A 22377-nucleotide genomic window follows, 5' to 3' on the forward strand; every position below is an offset into this window, starting at 1 on the left:
GTTCGAGAACCGGAGCGGAGCGTACTTTGCGTACGTGAGCACCGGAAGCGCAGAACCACGCCATTTGCAGACCGCCAGAGCCTGAACATCTCGAACCTTACCGTGTGAGCGGCTTGTAGGTCACCCGTTTCGGGTTGACGCTATCCGGTCCAAGACGACGGATCTTGTCAGCTTCATAGTCCTCGAAGTTGCCTTCGAACCATTCGACATGGCTGTCGCCTTCGAATGCGAGGATATGTGTTGCCAGACGGTCGAGGAACATACGATCGTGGCTGATGATAACGGCGCAGCCAGCGAAGTTTTCCAGCGCATCTTCAAGCGCGCCGAGCGTTTCCGTATCGAGATCGTTGGTCGGTTCGTCGAGCAGCAGGACATTGCCGCCGGACTTCAGCATCTTGGCAAGGTGAACGCGATTGCGCTGGCCGCCGGAAAGATTGCCGACCTTCTGCTGCTGGTCGCCGCCCTTGAAGTTGAACGCACCGCAATAAGCTCTGGAGTTCATTTCAAACTTGCCAAGCTTGATGACGTCATTGCCGCCGGAAATCTCTTCCCAGACGGTCTTGTTGGCGTCCAGCGCGTCGCGGCTCTGGTCGACATAGGAAAGATGAACCGTGTCACCGATGCGAACCGAACCGTTATCCGGCTGTTCCTGTCCCGTCAGCATCTTGAACAGGGTCGATTTACCGGCGCCGTTCGGGCCGATCACACCGACAATGCCACCCGCGGGCAGCTTGAAGTTCAGATCGTCGATCAGGAGACGGTCGCCATAACCTTTCGACAGGCCCTCAACCTCGATGACCACCTGACCGAGGCGCTCGCCGACCGGAATAATGATCTGCGCATCGCCGGGGCGACGCTCTTCCGCACTCTTGACCAGTTCGTCATAGGCCTTGATACGCGCCTTGGACTTGGCCTGACGAGCCTTCGGGCTCGCGGAAATCCATTCGCGTTCACGCGACAGCGCCTTCTCACGAGCAGCCTCTTCGCGGCCCTCCTGCTGCATGCGCTTGGCCTTGGCTTCCAGATAGGCAGAATAATTGCCTTCATAAGGAATGCCGCGACCCCGGTCGAGCTCGAGAATCCAGCCCGTCACATTGTCGAGGAAGTAGCGATCGTGGGTGATAATCAGCACTGAACCCGGATATTCGCGCAGGTGCTTTTCAAGCCATGCGGTCGTTTCGGCGTCCAAATGGTTGGTCGGTTCGTCGAGAAGCAGTAGGTCGGGCTTCGAAAGCAGAAGCTTGCAAAGTGCCACGCGGCGCTTTTCACCGCCCGAAAGCTTGGTCACATCGGCATCGCCCGGAGGGCAGCGCAGCGCTTCCATGGCCATTTCGACCTGGCTTTCGAGATCCCAAAGATTCTGGCTGTCGATGATGTCCTGGAGCTTCGCGCCCTCATCCGCAGTTTCGTCGGAATAGTTCATCATCAGTTCGTTGTAACGGTCGATGATCGCCTTCTTGGCGGCCACACCTTCCATCACATTACCGAGCACGTCCTTAGAAGGATCGAGTTCCGGTTCCTGCGCAAGATACCCGCAAGTCGCACCTTCAGCGAGCCAGGCTTCACCGGTATATTCCTTGTCGAGACCGGCCATGATCTTGAGAATGGTCGACTTGCCGGCGCCGTTCGGGCCGAGAATGCCGATCTTCGCGTCGGGATAGAAGGAGAGATGGATATTCTCCAGAATCTTCTTGTTGCCGTAGGCCTTATTGAGGCCGGACATGTGATAAATGAACTGGCGTGCCATAAAGCGCGTCGTCTCCGCAGGTTGAGAAGCGCGATCGGTCTTAACATTGCCGAACCGCGCGGAAATTGCTGACGCGTATGTAGGCCAAATATGCCCCGGACGCAAACGGCAACCCACGAAACGGAAGCAGCCGGAACCGCAAATCAAACTCTGATGAAAACCATAAATAATGAAACCGGGCGCGGATATTTCCGTCACCCGGTTTCCCCTCTGGCCACCGTCCGCGAAAGTTTCCTCCCTTTCATCGGACGGCCTGCAAGTTATGACGTGGAATCCCGTTTAAAACGCCCCTGATTGCCCTTCAAAAACCCCGTCTGCAAAGCTAGATTTGCCCAAGCTTTTGCGCTTTTCAAGCGGAATCTGCACAAAAAACGCAATTGCCTAAAATTCATTCACACTCCGTTCCAGTGCCTGTTTAAGCGACGCCGCAACGGAGGAGATTGACTATTTGCACGGCATAAAATCAGATGGCGAAATGACATTCAAAACCATTCATCATCTGCCGGTTTCAGACAAATCAGAACTCCCGTTCCGCACCGTCCGCGCCGGGACACCGCGAGCCGTTGTCCAGATATGCCACGGCCTTGCCGAACATTCCGCACGCTATGAACGCTTCGCGTCCGTCTTGGTCGCAGCAGGCTACCACGTCTATATCCACGACCATCGCGGCCACGGCGCCAATATCGGCGCTCATGCGCCAAGAGGAATGTTTGCACAAAAGCAGGGCCATCTTGTGGCTATCGAGGACGTGCGGGCGCTTAACCGGCATATTCACGAGAACCATCCGGGCCTTCCGGTCGTGCTTTTCGGACATTCCATGGGCGGACTGATCGCGCTGAACTATGTGCTGGACTACGCTGACACAGTCGATGCCGCCGCGATCTGGAATGCCAATGTCGATGGTGGCGCGGAAAGCGCTGCAGCGCTCGCACTTCTTTATATGGAGCGCATGCTGAAAGGCTCGGATGTTCCGAGTACCATTCTGCCAAAGATGACTTTCCGCGCCTGGGGTCGATCCATAAAGGGCCACCGCACGTTATTCGACTGGCTCTCGCACGACCCGGCAGAGGTCGACGCCTATGTCGCCGATCCGCTTTGCGGCTTCGATGCCAGCGTGGCGTTATGGATCGACATTTTCCGCTTGATCCGCCGTGGCGCCGACGACCGGAATTTCTCGAAGGTTCCGCGAAACATGCCCTTCAATCTTGTTGGTGGGACCGAAGACCCTGCAACGGTGAACGGTGCCGCCGTGCGCAGACTGGCAGACAGAATGCGGAAAATGGGTTTCGAGCGTATCAATTGCACGATCCTGCCCGGCACCCGCCACGAGAGCCTCAATGAAATCAACCGGGACGAGGTGACACAGAATTTTCTGGACTGGCTGGCGGAGGCTCTTCCGTATTCGGCAATGTCCGGCTAAAAAACGGCAGTCAACCGATCAATCAAGCTATTATCCGGGCCAGAACTCACGTTTACTTGAACCGTCTTGGCTTTGCCATCCAATCAATGCTATGGAGCGCGCCTTGCGCGTTATCGGGTTTCCGGGCAGGAAAGCCGAGCTTAAGCAGATAGCGCGAGGAATAAAGGAACACTCCGCTTGGACACACCGACGATTTCTGTGGTTATCCCCTGCCGCAACGAAGCCGACAATCTTGCCTTTTTGCTGGATGAAGTCGATGCCGCCATGCAGGGCCGCGCATACGAAGTCATCGTCGTCGACGACGGTTCGACGGACTCGACCAGCGATGTACTCGCGGGCCGCATTCATGCCGGCAAGCCACTCCGCCATCTGCGCCATGACCGGTCGTCAGGCCAGAGCGCTGCTGTGCGCTCCGGTGTTTTCGCGGCACGCGGCAAGATCGTTGTGACTATGGATGGCGACGGACAGAACAACCCCGCCTATCTCCCGGTTCTGGCAGATGCACTGTTAAAGGCCGGGCCTGATTACGGCATTGCAGCCGGACAGCGCCTCAAGCGCACGGATACGAAACTCAAGCAGCTTTCGTCTCGCTTTGCCAACAATCTGCGCGGCGCGATCCTCAAGGACAAGACCCGCGATTCCGGCTGCGGCCTGAAAGCGCTGCACACTGACCTGTTCCGGCAACTGCCTTTCTTTGACGGATGGCATCGCTATCTGCCTGCTTTGGCAATCCGCGAAGGTTTCGACGTCGTGCATGTCGATGTTGTCGACCGCGAACGCCGCCACGGCAAATCCAATTACGGCATTCTAGACCGTGGAGTGCGTGGCATTCTGGACCTTTATGGCGTCTGGTGGCTGCGGAAGCGCCGCAAGGTCGTTCCGCGTGTGAGAGAGATCACCCATGACTGATATTTTCAACAGCCTGTCACAGTGGCTGCACGAGGTTTTCGTGGCCCAGTGGGATGGCTGGATCGTGCTGGGCTTCGTCGCTCAGGCCTGTTTCACCATGCGCTTCGTTGTGCAGTGGTTGGCTTCCGAAAAGGCAAAACGCAGCGTCATGCCGGTTGCCTTCTGGTTCTTCTCACTCTTCGGCGGCACTTTGCTGCTGATCTATGCGATCCAGCGTAAAGACCCGGTCTTCATCGCTGGCCAAGGACTTGGCCTCATCGTCTATGTTCGCAATCTCTGGCTCATCGCCAATGAGAAGAAGCGGCTGACAGCCGGGGAGTAAACTCCCCGGTCGTTTCCAGAGCATTTCTGGACGCAAAACCGGTTTCCACTTTTGCTGGAAATGCTCTAGTGGATTGAATTTGACGTTTGATACCCGTCCGATATAAATCCCGTTTCAAACGTCAAATTCGAAAAATCCACTAGATTCATAAAGTTACTAGTGGTTTTTTTGATTCCGACATTTGCTCGGCGCTCATATCCGAGGGATGCAAATGTCGGAATCAGACCACCAGTCAGGCCCGAAGCGTCCGCCCAACCGAACGATAATCTAGCCCGGTGCCTGCAATATCTTCTGCCTTGTAGACATTGCGCAGATCAATCAGCACATTTCCGGCCATGACATTGGCCACTCGCTTAAGATCCAGCGCACGATAAGCGTTCCATTCGGTCAGCAGGGCAACGACGCCTGCGCCCTTCGCCGCTTCGTAAGCTGAATTGCACCAGACAACATCAGGAAGCACCGCCCTGGCAGCGTCCATGGCCTCAGGGTCATGCGCCTGAACCTTGATCCCGGCTTTCTGAATGGCCGCGATAATGTCGAGCGCAGGAGACTCGCGAATATCATCGGTGTTCGGCTTGAAGGCGACGCCCAGGACAGCAACCGTGTCTGCACCGTTTTCCTTGGCGGCAGTCACGATCCGTTCGGCCATCGACTGTTTGCGCGTCTCATTGACCGCAATGACCTGTTCGATCAGCGATTGCGGCGCATCATATTTCTTGCCCGTCGCAGCAAAGGCCCGCGTATCCTTCGGGAAGCACGACCCACCGAAGCCCGGACCGGCATGCAGGAATTTCGAGCCGATGCGATTGTCCATACCAATGGCGCGCGCGACTTCCTGCACATTGCCGCCGGTCTTCTCACAAAGGTCCGCAACCTCGTTGATGAACGTCACCTTCATGGCCAGAAAAGCATTGGCCGCATATTTGATGATTTCCGCATTTTCCAGCGACGTGACGACCATCGGCGTTTCACGCAGGTAAAGCGGACGATAGAGGCGCTGCATCGCGGCCCTGCCGCGCTCGTCTTCCACCCCAACAACAACACGGTCGGGTCGCATGAAATCCTCGATTGCCGAGCCTTCCCGCAAGAATTCCGGATTGGACACCATCGAGAACGACACAGCCGGATTGGCAGCCTTGATACGGTCGCGTATGCGCGCATTGGTGCCAACCACGACCGTCGACTTGATGACGACCACGGCGCCCGTCTTCATGGCGGCGGCGATTTCATCCGCAGCTGCTTCGATATATTGTAGGTCCGCCTCGCCATCACCACGACGGGATGGCGTGCCGACAGCGATGAAGATGACGTCGGCATCGGCGACACTTGCCGGAAGATCGGTGCTGAACTCCAGCCGACCATCGCGAATATTGCGGGTCATCAACTCATCAAGCCCCGGCTCGAAGATGGTGACTTTCCCGGCCTTCAGCCGCTCGATGATCGACGGGTTTTTGTCGACGCAGGTAACGTGAAAACCAAATTCGGCAAAACACACACCTGAAACCAGACCCACATAGCCCGTTCCGATCATCGCCAGCTTCATATGTTCAGTCCTTCAGTTTGGCTTCGCGTGAGATTCCGGCCCCGGTTTGCCGGAAATGGCAGCGTTAGAGAACCGGAGCATCGTTCACTTAAAGTTACATGCAGACCGGAAACGTCAAACAACGCCATTTGCAGGCGGCTAGAACCGAAATATCGGTAGGCTCACAGCCATTTGTCGTAGTCGGATACCAGAAGATGCAGCGGCTTCTCGTTTTCATCGATATTCGAAAAACGGCCAATCGGCTCGCGGAAAATATTGTCGGTCAGGTCGTCGTTGACGGTCGAAACCTCGCCGATCAGCACATCGCCGCCTTCCCCCCAGAAAGCATGCCAATTGCCCGGCAGCAGCGTCACACTTTCGCCCGGCTGCAGCTTCAGATGAGCACCAGCCTTCTGCGTCACAAGGCGTCCGTCGGTGGCAACAGTCACGTCGGTTTGCTCATCCACACTACCATCCGGCAGCGAGTTGAACAGTTCCAGCACCAGCGTGCCCCCACCACGATTGATGATGTCTTCGGCCTTCACCACATGCCGGTGCATCGGAGAAAGCTGGTTCTTGCGCGAGATCATGATCTTTTCGGCATAAAGCATGCCACCGCCGCGCTTGAGGTCTTCTGCGTTGCCGTTACGCGTGGTGAAGAGGAACAGGCCAAGATCGGCAAATTTGCCCTGCCCGTAGTCCGTAATATCCCAACCAAGGCGCGCGTCGCGAATGGCATGCGCATCCGAAGAGGTCCGCGTCTTCAATTCCTCTGGCGACCAATATGCGAAAGGCGGCATGACGTAGCCGAAAGAGCGGATGAAAGCGTCGCTTTCGCGGATGATTTCGTTGATTTCAGAACGTTTCATGGCCACCGAGCCTCCCATGGAATGAAACAGATTGGGATGTGGTTGACGTGGTAACTGGCTTTTAAACCAATTTGCAATCCCGGAAACGCTCCGAAGGCGGATGTAACACATATTTGCGACGATCTGATCACGCCGCAAAAGCGACATTTTGGCGTGTCGTCTTTACGCGAAAACCATGTCGCATCCCAATGCGCGTTTAGAATAGTTCAGTGATTGAATCGGGATAACGGAAGCTAGTTCACAGACCTCGGGAGATGTGAGCAAGCCATTGAGATAACGGGACAAGCCGTGCTTCCGGAAGACAAAGGGAACACCGGATCGAGCCATAGTCGCTGGGAGAACAGCAGAAGGCAGATCCAAGATGGAAAGCAAGGGTTCGAGGCTATGGACGTTCGCAACGAAATGCTGGGGCTGTTGACCGGGCGCGACCCCAATTTCAGCCTGGAGCAGAAATTCTACACCGATCCAGAATATCACAAGCTGGATCTGGAGAATATTTTCTACAAGGACTGGCTGTTTGTCGGCCATGATTGCGAGCTGCCGAAGACCGGTTCCTATATGACGGTGCAAATCGGCGCGTATCCGGTCGTCATCGTTCGCGATGCGCAGGGTGGCATTCGCGCTTTCCACAATTCCTGCCGCCATCGCGGCTCGCGCATTTGCGCGGCTGAAAAGGGAACCGCCGCAAAGCTCGTCTGCCCTTATCACCAGTGGACCTATGAACTGGACGGGCGTCTGCTTTTCGCGCGTCAGGTCGGCCCTGACTTCAAGCCTGCCGAATACGGCCTGAAGCCGGTCCATTGCGAAACCGTCGCCGGCTATATCTATGTCTGCGTCGCCGAGGAAGCGCCCGACTTCGCGGCTTTCCGCAATCTGGTCGAACCCTATCTCGCGCCGCACAATATCAAGGACGCGAAGGTCGCTTTTGAAAGCTCGATCATCGAGAAGGGCAACTGGAAGCTCGTCTGGGAAAACAACCGCGAGTGCTATCACTGCGCCGCGAACCATCCCGAACTCTGCCGCACCTATCCGGAAGCTCCGTCGGCAACCGGCGTGCAGGGCGTGATGGAAGACCCGGAGATCAACCAGCTCTGGAAGAATTGCGCCAGCGTCGGTCTGCCTGCAGAATTCAACATGTCCGAAGATGGGCGCTATCGCATCACCCGCATCCCACTTCTGCGCGACGCGGTGAGCTACACCATGTCTGGCAAGGCGGCAGTCAAGAAGCCTTTGAGCGATCAGGTGGCTGGCAACACGAATATCGGTGCGATGTTGATGTTCAACTATCCATCAACTTGGAACCACCTGATGGCAGATCATGCGATTTCCTTCCGCGTTCTGCCGATCAGCGCCGAGGAAACGCTTGTTACCACCAAATGGCTCGTCCACAAGGATGCCGTCGAAGGCGTGGATTATGATCTCGATGAACTGACCCATGTGTGGATCCAGACCAATGACCAGGACCGGCAGATCGTTGAAGAAAATGCGGTGGGCATTCGCTCGCCCGCTTATCAGCCGGGCCCTTACTCGGTTGAACATGAAGGCGGCGTGATGCAGTTCCTCGAATGGTACACCAACACCATTACGCCGCGCCTGCGTGGTGAAGCGGCAAAGCTCAGCCGCGTCGCCTGATTTTTGAAATGCAGTTGAAGAAGTGAGAAGGCCATGCAGCCTCTGAAATATCTGGACGAGATGCTGCCGTGGAACGACAGGTTGCAGATGCTGGAATGCATCTCGGCCATCGAAGAAGCGCCAGACGTCATGACCTTCTCCTTCAAGACCGCCGAGGACAACTGGTTCCGCTATACGCCGGGCCAGTTCGTTACTCTGGAACTGCCGATTGAACGGGCAGATGGCCTCGGCCCGGTGCTGCGGACCTATACGCTTTCCTCGACCCCTTCCCGCCCCTACCACGTCTCCGTCACCGTCAAGGCGCAGAAGGACAGCATCGGCACGCGCTGGATGCTCGACAATCTGCGTCCGCCGATGAAGATCAAGGCTTACGGACCGAACGGCGATTTCTCGCTCGCCAATCATCCGGGCGAAAAGTATCTTTTCGTCTCTGCGGGTTCCGGCATCACGCCGATGGTTTCCATGACGCGCTGGCTCTTCGACTGTGCCCCTGCGACCGACGTCGCGTTCATCAATTGCGCGCGCACGCCGGACGACATCATTTTCCGCCGTGAACTGGAGCTGCTCGCCGGTCGCATGGAAGCAATGCATCTGGCCTTCATTGTCGAGCAATCATCGGCACGCCATGTCTGGCCGGGCTTGCACGGGCGAATAGACCGTGCCCGGCTTGAACTGCTGGCACCTGATTTCCTGCATCGCAAGGTTTTCTGCTGTGGACCGGAGCCGTTCATGAACGGTGTACGTGGCCTGCTGGAAGACGCCGGGTTCAACATGGCCAACTATCATCAGGAGAGCTTTAATCCGGCCAGCGAGATTTCGTCGGTTCCGGTGCCGTCCACGCTCTCCGAACCGGCGAGCACAGCGACAGCACCCATCGCCCCGGCCGTGGCAGCAGCCAGCGTCGTCTTCAGCCTTTCCGGCGTGGAAGTAGAATGTACGGAAAACGACACAATCCTGCTTGCCGCCCGTAGTGGCGGCCTCAAGATTCCGAGCGCCTGCGAGTTCGGAATCTGTGGCACCTGCAAGGTGAAGTGCCTCGGCGGAGAGACCGAGATGAATCACAATGGCGGCATTCGCGACGACGAAATTGCCGAGGGCTATATCCTCGCCTGCTGCAGCCGCCCACGCGGTCGCGTGGAGATCGATGCTTAGAGCGTATCCCGAAAAGTGCGAAGCGGTTTTTGGAATAAGATGCGCGCTCTGAAAATCAGGCTTTCTTCAGAAACTCGGTCCGCAGCACCAGTCCCTTGACCTGCTTGGTGCTGCAATCGACTTCGTCCGGGTTCCCGGTGAGGCGAATGCCCTTGACCAGCGTTCCCCGCTTCAATGTCGTGGAGGTTCCCTTGACCTTCAGGTCCTTGATCAAGGTGACGGAATCACCGTCATTCAACTGAGTTCCATTGCTGTCGCGGACGATAACATCTGTCATGATGGTTTCCTGTCTGATGTCTGATTTGAGCCGTCCGTAGCACTCTTGCCGATGTTATACCAGAACGCGGCTTATTGCTGGTCTCGTGAACCCTGTCTGGCTATAGTCGGTTACGGAATAAGCAAAGCGAGTATTCTATGATCGGTCATGCACTTGTGGTTGTCGACATCCAGAATGATTTCTGCCCCGGCGGTGCGCTAGCCGTCGATCGCGGTGACGAAATCATTCCCACCGTCAACCGGCTGATCGATGAAAGCGAACACGTGATCCTCACGCAGGACTGGCACCCGGCCAATCATTCAAGCTTCGCCTCGACTCATGCCCACGCCCAGCCTTTCGATACGATCGAGATGGCCTATGGCCTGCAGACGCTCTGGCCCGACCATTGCGTTCAGGGTCGTCATGGCGCAGATTTTCACGCCAACTTGCAGTGGACGCGGGCACAGCTCGTCATTCGCAAAGGCTTTCGCATCGGCATAGACAGCTATTCTGCATTCTTCGAAAACGACCGCAGTACGCCGACCGGTCTTGGCGGGTATTTACGCGAACGTAACATTGGTTCGCTCACTCTGGCGGGACTGGCCACCGACTTCTGCGTCGCCTATTCGGCGCTCGACGCCATTGCAGAAGGCTTTCAGGTGCGCGTCCGTCTGGATGCGTGCCGCGGGATCAACCTTAATGGCTCAATGGACATCATGCTGCAGAAGATGAAACAGGCTGGTGTCGAGTTGATTGACGAGCCTGTTTCAGCATCACATTTACTCTAGTGGTCTGATTCCGACATTTGCGTCCCTCTGATACAGGCGCCGAGCAAATGTCGGAATCGCAAAGACCACTGGTAACTTCATGTATCTAGTGGATTTTTCGAATTTGGCGTTTGAAACAGCATCTCATGAAGTCGGGATTCAAACGTCAAATTCAATCCACCAGTTCGCCGTCCGGCAGCACGACGAAGATCAACACAGCGATGATGGTGATGAAGAACCGGAACGCGGATTCGATCCCGTTCCAGGTTTGCGACATCCACATGCCGAACCATTCGCCGCCAACCGACATGAAGCCGACCTGCCAGACCAGAAAACCGAGTGCAAGACCGGCAATGGCCCATTTCTTCGAACGGTTGAAGCTGACCGCCCGGTCAGTCAGACGACCGAGCATCGCAAACGCCCCGATCCAGCACAGGATCGCCGTCAGCGTCTCTGCCGCGATGATGAGAATATAGGCGGCATTGTGCAGCATCGGATTAGTGATGGCGCGATACTTGATCGTGGCATCGGGAAAGATGGTATCCATCATCAGGACGTGCTGCACGAATCCGAAATTCGTATCGTAATCGGTGATATTACCGAACGAAACCAGCGTTGCGAAAAAGGCTATCGCCGCCACGAAGGCGGTTTTGCTCAAACGTGTTACGATCATGGAAATCCCCTTCCCCGAATGAGCCGCAGCGCGCCGATCATGATCCCCTGAAAACGATCTGCAGCATGAAAGCGCGATGTCAGTCGCGTCCGGTGATGGTCCTCAACTCCGGCGATTCGGTCAAGGCCAACAAAAAGGGCAGCCGAAGCTGCCCTTCTAATCCAGGGATACAAGGCCAACTAGTGCCCTGTCACCTCTTCGGCTTCTTCCTGCCAGTTCGGATTGAGCCGGTTGTAGCGCAGCGAAGACATGAACGAGAGACCGATCAAAGCCGCGCCGATAAGGCCGGTAATGACTTCCGGAATATGTACCAGCGTCTGGACATACATGATGACCGCCAGAACCAGGATCGCATAGAAAGCACCATGTTCGAGGTAACGGTACTGACCCAGCGTCTTGCGCTCGACAAGCATGATAGTGAGCGAACGCACATAGAATGCACCAATACCGAGACCGATAGCGATGATGAACAGGTTCGTGGTCAGCGCGAACGCACCGATAACACCGTCGAACGAGAAGCTGGCATCCAGCACTTCAAGATAGATGAAGGCGCCGAGACCACCGCGATGGACCATATCCATCTGCTCCTGCGTCGCATCCAGAACCTCGCCCAGTCCTTCGACAGCGAGGAAGGTCAGGAGACCGAACAGGGCTGCGATCAGGAAGGTGTGCGAATGTTCGGCATCAAGCTGGTACGAGAAGAAGATGATCAGAGCGATTGCCACACCGATCTCGACCCCCTGCACCGAAGCAAACTTCGACATACGGCTTTCGATGGCCTTGATCCAGTGCACGTCCTTCTCGACATCAAAGAAGTACTTCATGCCGACCATCAGCAGAAATGTACCGCCAAAGGCAGCAATACCTGTATGGGATTCCGAGATCACGCGAGCATATTCATCCGGCTGCCAGATCGCGAGTTTCAATGCAGAGATCGGATCGGTCCACATGGCAACGGCGACAATGGCAAGCGGGAAGATGATGCGCATGCCGAAAACGGCAATGATAATGCCCCAAGTCAGGAAGCGATGTTGCCATTCCGGCGTCATGTCGCGCAGGATGCGCGCATTGACGATAGCGTTATCGAAAGAAAGCGATATTTCGAGAACGCTCAAAACTGCACAGATGATGAAGACGGAGACCATTCCCCCAAAAGTGCCGGTCATTTCGAAACCGAGCCAAACGGCACCAGCGAGACCCAGTACGGTAAAAACCATGGGCCAAATAAAGTAACGAAGAGTGGCCATTTCAAACCATTGAATTCTTATTGTTTATCAAACGGAAACAGACACTGGCCGCTACAGCACACTGCCGTGAAGCGAAATCCGCTTCCCGTCGCGCGCTCTACCTGACCACTGCTCTTCCCGCCAAGGCGTACCGGCTATGTAAGTAGCTTGCCAGATGCAAACAAGAGAAAGCGTGGCAATAATTTGGCCAATTTGCGGATTTGATGTGCTGAAATATTTCGTTACTATTCCGTGATACTAAAGTAGAACAGCCTCACAGCTCCACCTACTCGCTCTCATAGTAAAATCTGCCGGAACGTCAGATTTGTACGAATTGTCACGTGGCAAAAACTTCATCACAACATAGATTTATAATGTGGGCTGCGCACCGCTGCCGGTTGCAGGCCTTTCAGGAATAAGGGAATTCAACAGATGATTGCTCCGGAAGAGCTACAGCGCCGAATAGAAAAAAGACTTGCCGAGAGCAGTTTTTCACAACCAGAACTTCTGATCCGGCGGGCGCATCGTTTGGCGCAGGAAGGCAAGAACGGATCAGCCTCGGTGGCCGACGCACTGCTGAAGGAAGCCGGTTCGCAAATAGGTCTGCAGGAGCTTTCCGAAATAATCGACCACAAGCCCTGGCTGCTCGAAACGATTATCAATGGCGCTGGGAAAAAGGTCGGCAACTCCGACCATCATTAGATGTGCGTTAGAAAAAACATTTAGAGCGCATTTCCAGTATTTTTCTTTCTATATATGACTGCAAGGGGAGACACAGATGATGATAACCGGACCTCAATGCCGTGCAGCCAGAGCGCTTGTGGAATTCTCACGCGACCGTCTGGCCCAACTGTCAGGGATCGACGCAGCGACCATCGAGCAGTTTGAGCGCAAGCTCGGTACGCCAACGGGCGAACAGATACAGGCATTGGCCAATGCGCTGGAAAAAGCCGGAGCGCAATTCATTCCCGAAAATGGTGGCGGTGTCGGGGTACGCCTGAAATTCAATCGCTCCGAGACCAAACGCATTGCCAATCTGGAGAACGAGGGCGGCCCGACTGCCTCCGACGAGGTGCCGTAGCAAGCGCAGGCTTTTCGATAGCGCGTCCTGAAAACGACCGCGTAAATAGTTGGAGCGCCGACCCGGTTCAATCAGATCGGCGCTCCAGACTCTCAATTCCTGAAAAGACTTACTTGTCAGTCAGGGCTGGCGGATCCAGACGCTCCTGCATCTTGATCGTCACCAGATCCTTGGCTTCAAGATTATAATCTTTGAAAGCAGCACCGCGAAGAACCTGATCGTCATAGGTCTTGACGTAGTAAGTCATGTTCTTCATGTCGGCAATGGTCGTCCACTGCGTGTATTCGAGCGGCGTTGCCGGGTCCACGATCCAGCCCTTGGGAATATCAAAGTTGTTGGCGATATGCTCGGCCAGACGAACGCTTTGCGGCCCACTCGGCACCTTTGCCGCCGACAGAACGAAAGCCGTTGCGCGCACAAACCTTGATGGAGGCGTCGTGTCTCCAGGCACGCCCAGCATACCCGATCCTTCACCCAATGGCGTGAAAGTAGCACCATTGACCTTGAGCGGCTTGGTATTGTCCGGCGACAGGTGAACATAATTGCGCAGATTGGTCATGTGCCAGTCAAAGGACGGCGAATTCGTCATCACTCCGAGCGGATTGTCATAAACCTTCAGCTTGCCGTCGATGGGTTCAATGACAATCGATGCACCCGTCGCATCGTGCAGCGTATAATGCACCGGTGGTGCGAAACCCATATTGGGTTGCTTGACATCAATGACGGCAATGCTGCCAAGAGCTGCCTTCACTTCCGCCACGGTGGAGAAATTGGTCAGGGCCCAGCTCAGAACATCCCAAGGAGCAAGGCTGTCTTCCGCCTTGGCCGTGGAAGGATCCTGGAACTTGGCGTAATCCGGGAAATAGAGGATGCCGCCCGCAAGTCCCTTCTCATTCATGCCATCCGTGAGAGCCGGAATGCCGAATGCATTCATGCCGATCACGGCATATTTGCTCTTCCATTGCTTGCCGGGTTTCGCATCGGCGGCGGTCGCCGTGAAAGCATAGTTTCGCGGAACGACGATCATATCGGACTTGAGTTCGAACCCGAATTCCATCGTGCGCGCATAGACCATACCACCGTCGCTCGTCGGGAGAACGAAGCTGGTGCAGGCGAAAGCTGCCTGAGGAACGACCAGAGCTGCAGCGATGAGAGCGGTTGCAGCGCCCCGCGCAAACATCCGGCGAGACGACTTCCAGATAGATTGTTTCGTTTTCATGATGACCTCGTTACTCCACGATTTGTCATATTAAGAATTGCCAAAATAACTTCCTCGCCTCACCTCAATGAGAAAAGAGGCGCCGCTCCCATTCCGAATAAATGGTTGCACCTGATGAAAGTCAACAGAACAAACCTTAATATAAGTATCAATTTTCAGTTTATTTCCCCGAATGATTAACATATATATGGAGAAAGATTTGAATCTGATGTATTATCGGAATTGCTAATACATAATCCAGGGGGTTTTTTCGGTGAAAGACGGAAGATCGCGTAACCAGAACGGGAATTTACTGTTAAAATTTTCCAGAAGTATTATATTAGCATCAACTGTTTTAATAGGTATGTCAGCGACATCGTTCGCGGCAGATGCCGTGACACCACAACCAGAAATTCAGGACCAGCAGCGCTGGCGCGTGATTTTCAGCCCATATGTCTGGGGCGCATCGTTGAACGGCACTGCAGGTCTGCTGGGCCGCAGCACGGATGTTAACGTCCCATTCCGCGAGATTTTCGATAATCTCGATATGACTTTCATGGGCAATGTCGATATCAGCAACGGCACGGTTGGTTTTTTCATCGACGGTCAGTACGTCAAGACCAGTCAGGATGAAAACCTCCGCGACAACGAACTCGCCCTCGATATCAAGACAACCACCTTGGCAGCTGGCGCTTATTATCGCGTATATGAACAGCAGCTCGAGGGAACGACGCTCTTCGGAAACCAGCGTATCTTCGCGATTGAACCAACCCTCGGCGTTCGCTGGACAAGGCTCGAAGCCGGACTTGAAGTCGGTCCGTACAGCGGATCGCGCAAGGTAGAATGGACTGATCCTTTCGTAGGCGCGCGTGTCTTCTACGACATCAACGACCGGTGGAACATTTTTGCAGAAGCCGACATTGGTGGTTTCGGAGCTGGAACCAAACTCAGCGCCAATGGCCAAATCTATCTTGGATATCGAACAATGGTTTTCGATATTCCCACGACATTCCGTGTCGGCTACCGGGCGCTTTATCAGGACTACAAGGACAACGATACGGTTGAGAATTTCAAGTATGACGTGACCCAGCATGGGCCAGTCGTTGGTTTCTCCGTCTCGTTCTAGTTCACAACAAATTAGTTTCTGTTGTTTGACCCGCCGGCAAAACCGGCGGGTTTTTTGCTATTCTCTCCCCTTGATCAGCTCTAAGTAAAATTCAACGACTTCCGGTAATAATAAGCGGGGAATAATGTGGGGGAATGAATGACCTATATCTTCGAGCTGCCGATCTATCTTTCTTTTACGGCCTTCGCCGTACTTGGAATTGTGTTCTATGCGGTTGGACGTTTCGCGCTCGACATGCTGTCCAAACATGCAGCCAGCGACGTTCTGTCCATTCCGATCGGTGCTTTCATCAGCACCATTGCGACGGCCTGGGCCTTGTCGCTCGGTTTTGTTGCCGCTGATATTTGGAGCGTCAATTCCCGGGCAGATCAGGCGATCAGTGAAGAACGCTCGGCCATTTCCCGTCTGATCGGAACGTCCAGGGCCGAGATATTGAATGCGCCTGAACTTACTGCCGCCCTCACCGGCTATCGCCTTGCCGTAATCGATGACGAATGGCGCGAAAAGATCAATGTCGAGCCAGCAGCTTCCGTTGAAACGGCGTTGCAGAGTATCCGGCGCGAGATCATCAATCTGGCACGCGCCGACGTGCCGTCACCCGTTATCTCGCAGCTCATCAACGACTTCGATGAACTGCAGGACGCGCGCAATACCCGTCTGGCTGTCGGATCGACCTCAATCGACTATTACAAATGGTATCTCGTGCTTTCTCTTACATTCCTCACGGCGATAACCATTGCAGCGACCCACGCGGACCGTGTGCGAGCTGGTGTAAAGGCGCTCGTCATTTATTCGCTGACAGCCTCATTCTGCCTCTGGATTCTCGCAATCCACGCCAATCCCTATCAGGGGCTGGAACGCCTTGAACCGTCCCTGCTTTTCACCAGCCACAAGCACGGTTAAGATATCTGGAGATTCGATTTATTTTATCCTGCTGAAATTGCAGGGAAATCTTCTCAATCGAACGCGGAGCAGCGATTTGATGAAACTGCTGGGCGCTGGCGCCCTCATAGGCTTGGCCTTCCCGGTCGGAATGGCTTCTGCACAAACCTTCAGCGTCTGCCACGGTTATGAATGCCATTACCGGACCAAGGTTACGCTGACCGCGAAGGACCAACAGCGTATCCGGAACCTTCTGCAAAATGGCAGTCGCAGCGCAGATGGCGAACGGAAAGCACTGCGAACGGCAGTTGCTATCTTCGAACAGCGCGGCACCGCAGCGATTGGCGTCCGGGACAAGCCGAGAATGCAATTCGGCAAGGCCCGCATCAAGGGCCAGATGGATTGCATCGATGAATCGACCAATACCGATAACTTCCTGCGCTACCTGCAATCACGCGGCTGGCTGAAGCACCACACTGTCGCGCGACGCACGTCCCGCGGCGCTTTCTTCGATGGACGATATCCGCACTGGACGGCAGTTGTCGAAGACAAGCAGGGCCAGAAATGGGCCGTCGATTCCTGGTATGAGGCAGGCGGCGGACCGCCAGACATCATGCCGCTGCAGCAATGGAAGCAGCGCGGTTATATGGGCGAGCGTTAAAACCCGTCCGCCCGTCTTTCCACTTACAATCACTGCCTTATATCGCCCTGCGAAGGGCATTCACTCAATAGCGAACGGGCATCCTGCCCTAGAGATTACCGGGCATCACAGAGGGGACGATCCATGCCGATTTTGAAGCGGTCTTTTTCCAGCATCTGCACTACAGCGCTCGTTGCAGGCAGCATGCTTGCCGCACCGATTGCCGAAGCCTGCACACGTTTCGTGTATCACGGGGCCAACGATCAGGTGATGACCGCCCGATCCATGGATTGGAAAGTGGATGTTGCAACCAATCTCTGGGTCTTTCCACGCGGCATGAAACGTTCCGGCGAGGCCGGCAAGAACTCGCTTCAGTGGACATCCAAATATGGCAGTGTGATCGCCTCCGGTTACGACATTTCCACGACAGATGGACTGAACGAAGCAGGACTTTCCGTTGGCGCATTGTGGCTCGTTGAATCGGAATATCCGAAATATGACGGCACCACACCGGGCCTCAGCATCGCGGCTTGGGCGCAATATGTGCTTGATAACTTTGCCACAGTCGACGAGGCGGTCAAAACTCTGCGCGCAGAGCCTTTCACCATCGTGACGGACAAGGTCCCCGGTGAAGACAGACTGGCCACGTTGCATCTGGCCATATCCGATTCCAGCGGCGACAGCGCGGTCATCGAATATATCAACGGCAAGCAGGTGATCCATCACGGCAAGCAATATCAGGTGATGACCAATTCGCCGACATTCGACGAGCAGCTTGCGCTCAACTCCTATTGGACCCAGATCGGCGGCACTGTCATGCTGCCGGGCACCAATCGCGCCGCCGACCGTTTTGCGCGCGCATCGTTCTATGTAAACGCCGTCCCGAAAACCGACGACCCTGTTGAGTCGATTGCCAGTGTTTTCAGCGTCATCCGGAACACCTCGGTGCCTTTCGGCCTGACAACACCTGACCAGCCGAACATTTCCTCGACACGCTGGCGGACGGTGGCCGACCAGAAGCGCATGCTGTATTTCTTCGAATCGGCTTTGACACCCAATGTCTTCTGGGTTGATCTCAAGGAAATCGACTTTTCGCCAGAAACCGGCAAGGTCAAGAAACTCGACCTCGGCGTCAATCAGACCAACACGTTCAATGGCGTCGTCAACGACAGTTTCAAGGAAAGCGAGCCCTTCAAGTTCCTCGGTCTTTGAGCTGGTTCTACAGTTTTTTGCTGAACCAATCACGCTCCGTTGCGTTAGTTATCCATAACCAACCCAGAACGGAGGACCAACCAATGGACTGGAATCGCGTTGAAGGAAACTGGAAACAGGCCAAGGGCAAGATCAAGGAACAGTGGGGTAAACTCACCGATGACGATCTCGACCAGATCAATGGCCGGCGCGAGCAGTTGGAAGGCAAAATCCAGGAACGCTACGGCATAGAAAAAGACCGCGTGCGTTCTGAACTGGATGATTGGTACAATCGCCAGACCTGGCTTTCATAAAGCCGCATCCTTCAAGAGAAAGCCCTGCCCATTGGCAGGGCTTTTTCAATTATCACCGGCAGCCATCCACGCGCTGCAGAGAGGCGGAAAGCCCCATCAGGGAGAAGGTATAGCGGGTCTGCGTACCGCGTGCCGATGTTGCCTGCACATTGAGCGTTTTGCCCGCGCGCATTGCCCGCATCAGCTTCGCTTCATCGGCAACATTTTCCGCCCAGGCGCGATTGCCCTCGCTGAAGAACGGAAAGCGCGCGCCATCCACCATCACATTGACCGAACTGTTGGCTTTCAGCTGATATCCCATCACCAATTGAGGGCTATACTGGCCATCCGCCTTGGAAATAATCACGAAATTATCACCGTGCTGCACGCCGGTCGGCTGAAAATTGATCGGTACAGTCAAAGCATAGCATTTGTTACCCGCAAGCTCGGTGTTCTGGTAAACGCCCCAATCGCGGAATTCACCCAAATAACTCGTCTTCGCTGAAGCCGCGAGAGAGCTCGCCACCAACCCTGCCAATGCCAGCGCAACGGTGGTTGCATTTTTTCTCATCGCCCAAAACCTCCATTTTGTCGCCAGTTCACGTCACTTAAAAAATTGTTTCATTGCGTTACTATTTTCTTAACGAACTGCTAAAATTTGTTGAAAGTTTGCGATGGAAACCAAAAACACCGATCTGTTGGAACAGACCGGTGTTTTGCAAATATGAGATATGTTGAGAAATCTAGAACCGAAACTGAAGTCCCAGTGAATAGCTAACCTCGCTTCCGTCATCATGTGCGAAGCGGGCGTTGATTTCACTGAACATACCGATGTCATCCGTAACCGTCAGCTGGGCACCCAGCTGAGCGCGTCCAAACTCCTTGTCAACATCACCAAGAAACGCAATTCGGTCACGACCATCGGCACGAATTAATTGAAGGAGTAAATGGTGGGCCCGGAGGGACTCGAACCCCCAACCAAGCGGTTATGAGCCGCCGGCTCTAACCAATTGAGCTACAGGCCCCACGCAACGTTGACCTACCCTAAAGAAAGCCGGGATACAAGCTGTCAAATGCATCAGTTGCCCTAATGCGCACATATTCAGTTGCGATGCATACAACCTAGAGCATTTCCAGCAAAAGTGTGAAGCGGTTTTGCGTAGGATAATGCGACGAAACAAATAGTTAGAGCGGTTCCAGCGACTCCGCTTTAACTGGAACCGCTCTAGAACCACGGTCTTTCTGATTTGAACCAGCAGTTGTAATTGGCACGCAATTCGAATCTGATATCGTCAGCTTCATACATAAGAGGGAACTTAAGAAATAAGCGATTTCAAAGGCAAAGTGGCTAGCCGCTCCGGTGTAACCAGCTTTGCCAGAGCTGCCTCAACTTTCTCTACAGGAGATTTTATGAACAACCGCGCTACCACTCTTCTTGCAACCTCCTTTTCTGCAATCATGCTCGCAGGCGCGCTGACGCTACCAGCTCTGGCACAGGAGAATCAGATGACGAAGCAGCCTGCGCGTATCGCCGTCACTGGCGAAGGCACCATGACCGCCTCGCCCGATATGGCCATCCTCAATCTCTCCGTACTGCGCGAGGCGAAGACCGCTCGCGAAGCTATGACCGCTAACAACGAAGCCATGGCGAAAGTACTCGAAGCCATGAAGAAAGCCGGCATTGAAGATCGCGATCTTCAGACCGGCGGCATCAACATCCAGCCACGCTACGTCTATCCGGACGACAAGAATGGTCTGAAAGAACCAAGCATCACCGGCTATACGGTTTCGAACAGCCTGACTGTACGCGTGCGCGATCTGGCCAAGGTCGGCAATGTGCTTGATGAATCCGTCACGCTCGGCGTCAATCAGGGTGGCGATCTGAGTTTCGTCAACGACAATCCGGCAGCCACGATCAATGAAGCGCGCAAGCGTGCCGTTGCCGACGCCATCGCCAAGGCAAAGACGCTTGCCGATGCTGCCGGTGTAGGCATTGGTCGCGTTGTCGAGATCAACGAGCAGAGCCGCCCACCCATGCCGATGCCAATTGCTCGTGCTCAGTATAAGACCATGGCCGCAGCAGCGCCGGAAGATGCCGTGCCCGTTGCAGCTGGCGAGAACAGCTATAACGTTTCGGTCAATGTCGTTTTCGAAATCAAGGAATAACGGCAATCCAATTGGCAATTGCGAAGGGGCGCTCCAGCGCCCCTTTTCTTTTACCCGCCACAAAGAAAAGCCCCGGCCTGATTTACTCAGGCCGGGGCTTTTGAAACTTAAACCGTGCGCCTTAGCGAATGATCGGGCAACCACGAACATTTGCGAACACGACACCGGCAGGGCGACCATGACGGAAGCCACGAACCTGAACCGACTTGCCGCGATAGGCGACACGCGCATTGCGGATGCCCATGCGGTTAGCCTTCATCTTGGCGCCCTCGATGGAGCAGGCACGGCCACGATAAGCTGGACGGCCATGGTGGTAGCCTCGGTAATCGATATTCACGATGGCAGAGCTTGCCGACGTGCTGATGCCTGGAGCGACAACCGGCGAGGCGGCGCTGGCGGAAGCTGCCGTCGTGAAGATGGCGGCAACACCAAGAGCAGCGGTTACGACGAACGACTTGAGCGAAATAGCAGACATCTTTGAACCTCTTCGATTTGTTTTCAGGTCTTGCCTGAGGCATCCGAGAAGTAGCGCCCTATAGATGAACAGAATGAAAAACCAACGTTCATGTGCCGTTCAGCTTCATATGAAGTAGAAGGAATGCCTGCGCACTGCTCTTATAAACTAAATAAATTCAATGCGTTATAAGGGAACAAAATCCGCGCTGCGATATTTGAAGCATAGATTAAATTTACGCAATGTTTGAAAAACGCAAACGAGCCATCAGCGGTGGCTCGGCATCACCATATGATCGAGATAATCGTCGTCATCTTCCAGATCGTGATCGAAAGCCGTCACCTTGCCGCGAACGGAAATACCTGCCTCATGCACCGTTTCGGGTGAACCCGAAACCAGCGGATGCCACCAATAGAGATCCGAACCTTCTGCAACCAGACGGTAGGCGCACGTCACAGGCAGCCAGTCCACCTCGTCAACGATCTCCGGCGTCAGAAAAACGCAGTCCGGCACCGTCTTCTTGCGGTTCGGATAATCACGGCACTGGCAGCTGTCCGGGTTGAGCAGCGTGCAGGCAACGCTGGTCCAGTAAATCTCGTTTGTGTCGTCATCCTGCAATTTATGCAGGCAACATTGGCCGCAACCGTCACACAGACTCTCCCACTCGCTGCGGGTGAGCTGGTTCAAGGTCTTGGTGCGCCAGAATGGTTTGTCGTTCATAACGCAGCGTATAATGGAATTATGTCGGGAATGGCGTGGACAAATCGCCGCCATTTCAGAACACTTGATATTCGATCCGGATCGGGCTATTAGACCCGCGTCATCATCATGACCGTAAGCGTCTTACGTTA

General features: G+C 54.7%; 24 protein-coding genes and 1 tRNA gene. 14 read left to right on the top strand and 11 right to left on the bottom strand.

Annotation, left to right across the window (positions count from 1 at the left end):
- Positions 1 to 97: 97 nt before the first annotated feature.
- Positions 98 to 1747, bottom strand: a complete 1650-nt coding sequence (ettA, locus tag OHI65_RS17770; RefSeq protein WP_125300089.1) for an energy-dependent translational throttle protein EttA — start codon at positions 1745 to 1747, stop codon at positions 98 to 100.
- Between the two features lie 475 nt (positions 1748 to 2222).
- Between ettA and OHI65_RS17775 the strand changes: the two genes are divergently transcribed.
- The 3 genes from OHI65_RS17775 (at position 2223) to OHI65_RS17785 (ending at position 4398) form a co-directional block, all read left to right on the top strand.
- Positions 2223 to 3167 (top strand): alpha/beta fold hydrolase, encoded by a 945-nt coding sequence (locus OHI65_RS17775; RefSeq protein WP_125300088.1) that lies wholly within the window; start codon positions 2223 to 2225, stop codon positions 3165 to 3167.
- Between the two features lie 177 nt (positions 3168 to 3344).
- On the top strand, positions 3345 to 4076 hold the full coding sequence (locus OHI65_RS17780; RefSeq protein ID WP_010659700.1) for a glycosyltransferase family 2 protein: 732 nt from the start codon (positions 3345 to 3347) through the stop codon (positions 4074 to 4076).
- Entirely contained in the window at positions 4069 to 4398 is a 330-nt protein-coding gene (locus tag OHI65_RS17785; protein WP_012091725.1) for a lipid-A-disaccharide synthase N-terminal domain-containing protein, read from the top strand. Before OHI65_RS17780 ends, OHI65_RS17785 begins: the two co-directional genes overlap by 8 nt.
- Before the next feature lie 232 nt (positions 4399 to 4630).
- Here the strand turns inward: OHI65_RS17785 and OHI65_RS17790 are convergent, their stop codons facing one another.
- Both OHI65_RS17790 and OHI65_RS17795 read right to left on the bottom strand, forming a co-directional pair.
- Positions 4631 to 5941: a UDP-glucose dehydrogenase family protein gene (locus OHI65_RS17790; RefSeq protein ID WP_125300087.1), complete on the bottom strand. Its 1311-nt coding sequence runs from the start codon at positions 5939 to 5941 to the stop codon at positions 4631 to 4633.
- 161 nt (positions 5942 to 6102) lie between these two features.
- A complete protein-coding gene (locus OHI65_RS17795) occupies positions 6103 to 6789 on the bottom strand; it encodes a D-lyxose/D-mannose family sugar isomerase (RefSeq protein ID WP_125300086.1) in 687 nt (228 codons plus the stop codon).
- A gap of 384 nt (positions 6790 to 7173) precedes the next feature.
- On the opposite strand from OHI65_RS17795, the gene OHI65_RS17800 reads away from it, so the two are divergent.
- Both OHI65_RS17800 and OHI65_RS17805 read left to right on the top strand, forming a co-directional pair.
- On the top strand, positions 7174 to 8421 hold the full coding sequence (locus OHI65_RS17800; RefSeq protein WP_125300085.1) for an aromatic ring-hydroxylating oxygenase subunit alpha: 1248 nt from the start codon (positions 7174 to 7176) through the stop codon (positions 8419 to 8421).
- A gap of 33 nt (positions 8422 to 8454) precedes the next feature.
- Positions 8455 to 9573 (top strand): hybrid-cluster NAD(P)-dependent oxidoreductase, encoded by a 1119-nt coding sequence (locus tag OHI65_RS17805; RefSeq protein WP_012091721.1) that lies wholly within the window; start codon positions 8455 to 8457, stop codon positions 9571 to 9573.
- A gap of 55 nt (positions 9574 to 9628) precedes the next feature.
- On the opposite strand, the gene OHI65_RS17810 is transcribed toward OHI65_RS17805, so the two are convergent.
- Positions 9629 to 9850 carry an alkylphosphonate utilization protein gene (locus tag OHI65_RS17810; RefSeq protein ID WP_010659694.1) on the bottom strand — a complete coding sequence of 74 codons (222 nt, stop codon included), beginning with the start codon at positions 9848 to 9850 and terminating at the stop codon, positions 9629 to 9631.
- Positions 9851 to 9987: 137 nt separating this feature from the next.
- On the opposite strand from OHI65_RS17810, the gene pncA reads away from it, so the two are divergent.
- Positions 9988 to 10617: a bifunctional nicotinamidase/pyrazinamidase gene (pncA, locus tag OHI65_RS17815; RefSeq protein WP_012091720.1), complete on the top strand. Its 630-nt coding sequence runs from the start codon at positions 9988 to 9990 to the stop codon at positions 10615 to 10617.
- A gap of 151 nt (positions 10618 to 10768) precedes the next feature.
- Here pncA and OHI65_RS17820 read toward each other — a convergent pair whose 3' ends face one another.
- Positions 10769 to 11269: a DUF2165 family protein gene (locus OHI65_RS17820; RefSeq protein ID WP_010659692.1), complete on the bottom strand. Its 501-nt coding sequence runs from the start codon at positions 11267 to 11269 to the stop codon at positions 10769 to 10771.
- A 179-nt stretch (positions 11270 to 11448) separates the two neighbouring features.
- Entirely contained in the window at positions 11449 to 12516 is a 1068-nt protein-coding gene (locus OHI65_RS17825; RefSeq protein ID WP_012091719.1) for a DUF475 domain-containing protein, read from the bottom strand.
- 411 nt (positions 12517 to 12927) lie between these two features.
- Here OHI65_RS17825 and OHI65_RS17830 point away from each other — a divergent pair, with 411 nt between their 5' ends.
- A complete protein-coding gene (locus tag OHI65_RS17830; RefSeq protein WP_010659690.1) occupies positions 12928 to 13197 on the top strand; it encodes a hypothetical protein in 270 nt (89 codons plus the stop codon).
- Between the two features lie 76 nt (positions 13198 to 13273).
- The gene (locus OHI65_RS17835; RefSeq protein WP_012091718.1) at positions 13274 to 13576 is read left to right on the top strand and encodes a helix-turn-helix domain-containing protein; all 303 of its coding nucleotides are present in this window, start codon (positions 13274 to 13276) and stop codon (positions 13574 to 13576) included.
- A 109-nt stretch (positions 13577 to 13685) separates the two neighbouring features.
- On the opposite strand, the gene OHI65_RS17840 is transcribed toward OHI65_RS17835, so the two are convergent.
- Positions 13686 to 14795 carry a linear amide C-N hydrolase gene (locus OHI65_RS17840; protein WP_125300084.1) on the bottom strand — a complete coding sequence of 370 codons (1110 nt, stop codon included), beginning with the start codon at positions 14793 to 14795 and terminating at the stop codon, positions 13686 to 13688.
- A 343-nt stretch (positions 14796 to 15138) separates the two neighbouring features.
- Between OHI65_RS17840 and OHI65_RS17845 the strand changes: the two genes are divergently transcribed.
- From OHI65_RS17845 to OHI65_RS17865, 5 genes are all read left to right on the top strand, one after another.
- A complete protein-coding gene (locus tag OHI65_RS17845) occupies positions 15139 to 15900 on the top strand; it encodes a hypothetical protein (protein ID WP_231771193.1) in 762 nt (253 codons plus the stop codon).
- Between the two features lie 138 nt (positions 15901 to 16038).
- The gene (locus tag OHI65_RS17850; RefSeq protein ID WP_012091715.1) at positions 16039 to 16803 is read left to right on the top strand and encodes a DUF4239 domain-containing protein; all 765 of its coding nucleotides are present in this window, start codon (positions 16039 to 16041) and stop codon (positions 16801 to 16803) included.
- Positions 16804 to 16882: 79 nt separating this feature from the next.
- Positions 16883 to 17443: a hypothetical protein gene (locus OHI65_RS17855; RefSeq protein WP_010659685.1), complete on the top strand. Its 561-nt coding sequence runs from the start codon at positions 16883 to 16885 to the stop codon at positions 17441 to 17443.
- Between the two features lie 123 nt (positions 17444 to 17566).
- Positions 17567 to 18634 (top strand): linear amide C-N hydrolase, encoded by a 1068-nt coding sequence (locus tag OHI65_RS17860; protein ID WP_010659684.1) that lies wholly within the window; start codon positions 17567 to 17569, stop codon positions 18632 to 18634.
- 83 nt (positions 18635 to 18717) lie between these two features.
- Complete coding sequence (locus OHI65_RS17865; RefSeq protein WP_006467262.1) at positions 18718 to 18927, top strand: CsbD family protein; 210 nt, start codon at positions 18718 to 18720, stop codon at positions 18925 to 18927.
- 52 nt (positions 18928 to 18979) lie between these two features.
- Here OHI65_RS17865 and OHI65_RS17870 read toward each other — a convergent pair whose 3' ends face one another.
- Together OHI65_RS17870 and OHI65_RS17875 are read right to left on the bottom strand one after the other, a co-directional pair.
- Positions 18980 to 19477 (bottom strand): invasion associated locus B family protein, encoded by a 498-nt coding sequence (locus tag OHI65_RS17870; RefSeq protein ID WP_012091713.1) that lies wholly within the window; start codon positions 19475 to 19477, stop codon positions 18980 to 18982.
- A 377-nt stretch (positions 19478 to 19854) separates the two neighbouring features.
- Positions 19855 to 19931: transfer RNA gene (locus OHI65_RS17875), tRNA-Ile, on the bottom strand.
- 385 nt (positions 19932 to 20316) lie between these two features.
- On the opposite strand from OHI65_RS17875, the gene OHI65_RS17880 reads away from it, so the two are divergent.
- A complete protein-coding gene (locus OHI65_RS17880; protein ID WP_010659679.1) occupies positions 20317 to 21072 on the top strand; it encodes an SIMPL domain-containing protein in 756 nt (251 codons plus the stop codon).
- Between the two features lie 121 nt (positions 21073 to 21193).
- On the opposite strand, the gene OHI65_RS17885 is transcribed toward OHI65_RS17880, so the two are convergent.
- Both OHI65_RS17885 and OHI65_RS17890 read right to left on the bottom strand, forming a co-directional pair.
- Positions 21194 to 21547, bottom strand: coding sequence for an antifreeze protein (locus OHI65_RS17885; protein WP_125300082.1), 354 nt, complete (start codon positions 21545 to 21547; stop codon positions 21194 to 21196).
- A 246-nt stretch (positions 21548 to 21793) separates the two neighbouring features.
- On the bottom strand, positions 21794 to 22246 hold the full coding sequence (locus OHI65_RS17890; RefSeq protein WP_071634488.1) for a YcgN family cysteine cluster protein: 453 nt from the start codon (positions 22244 to 22246) through the stop codon (positions 21794 to 21796).
- Positions 22247 to 22377: the final 131 nt, after the last annotated feature.

It is taken from the genome of Brucella sp. MAB-22 (genome assembly GCF_025908475.1).
Taxonomy (GTDB): domain Bacteria; phylum Pseudomonadota; class Alphaproteobacteria; order Rhizobiales; family Rhizobiaceae; genus Brucella; species Brucella anthropi.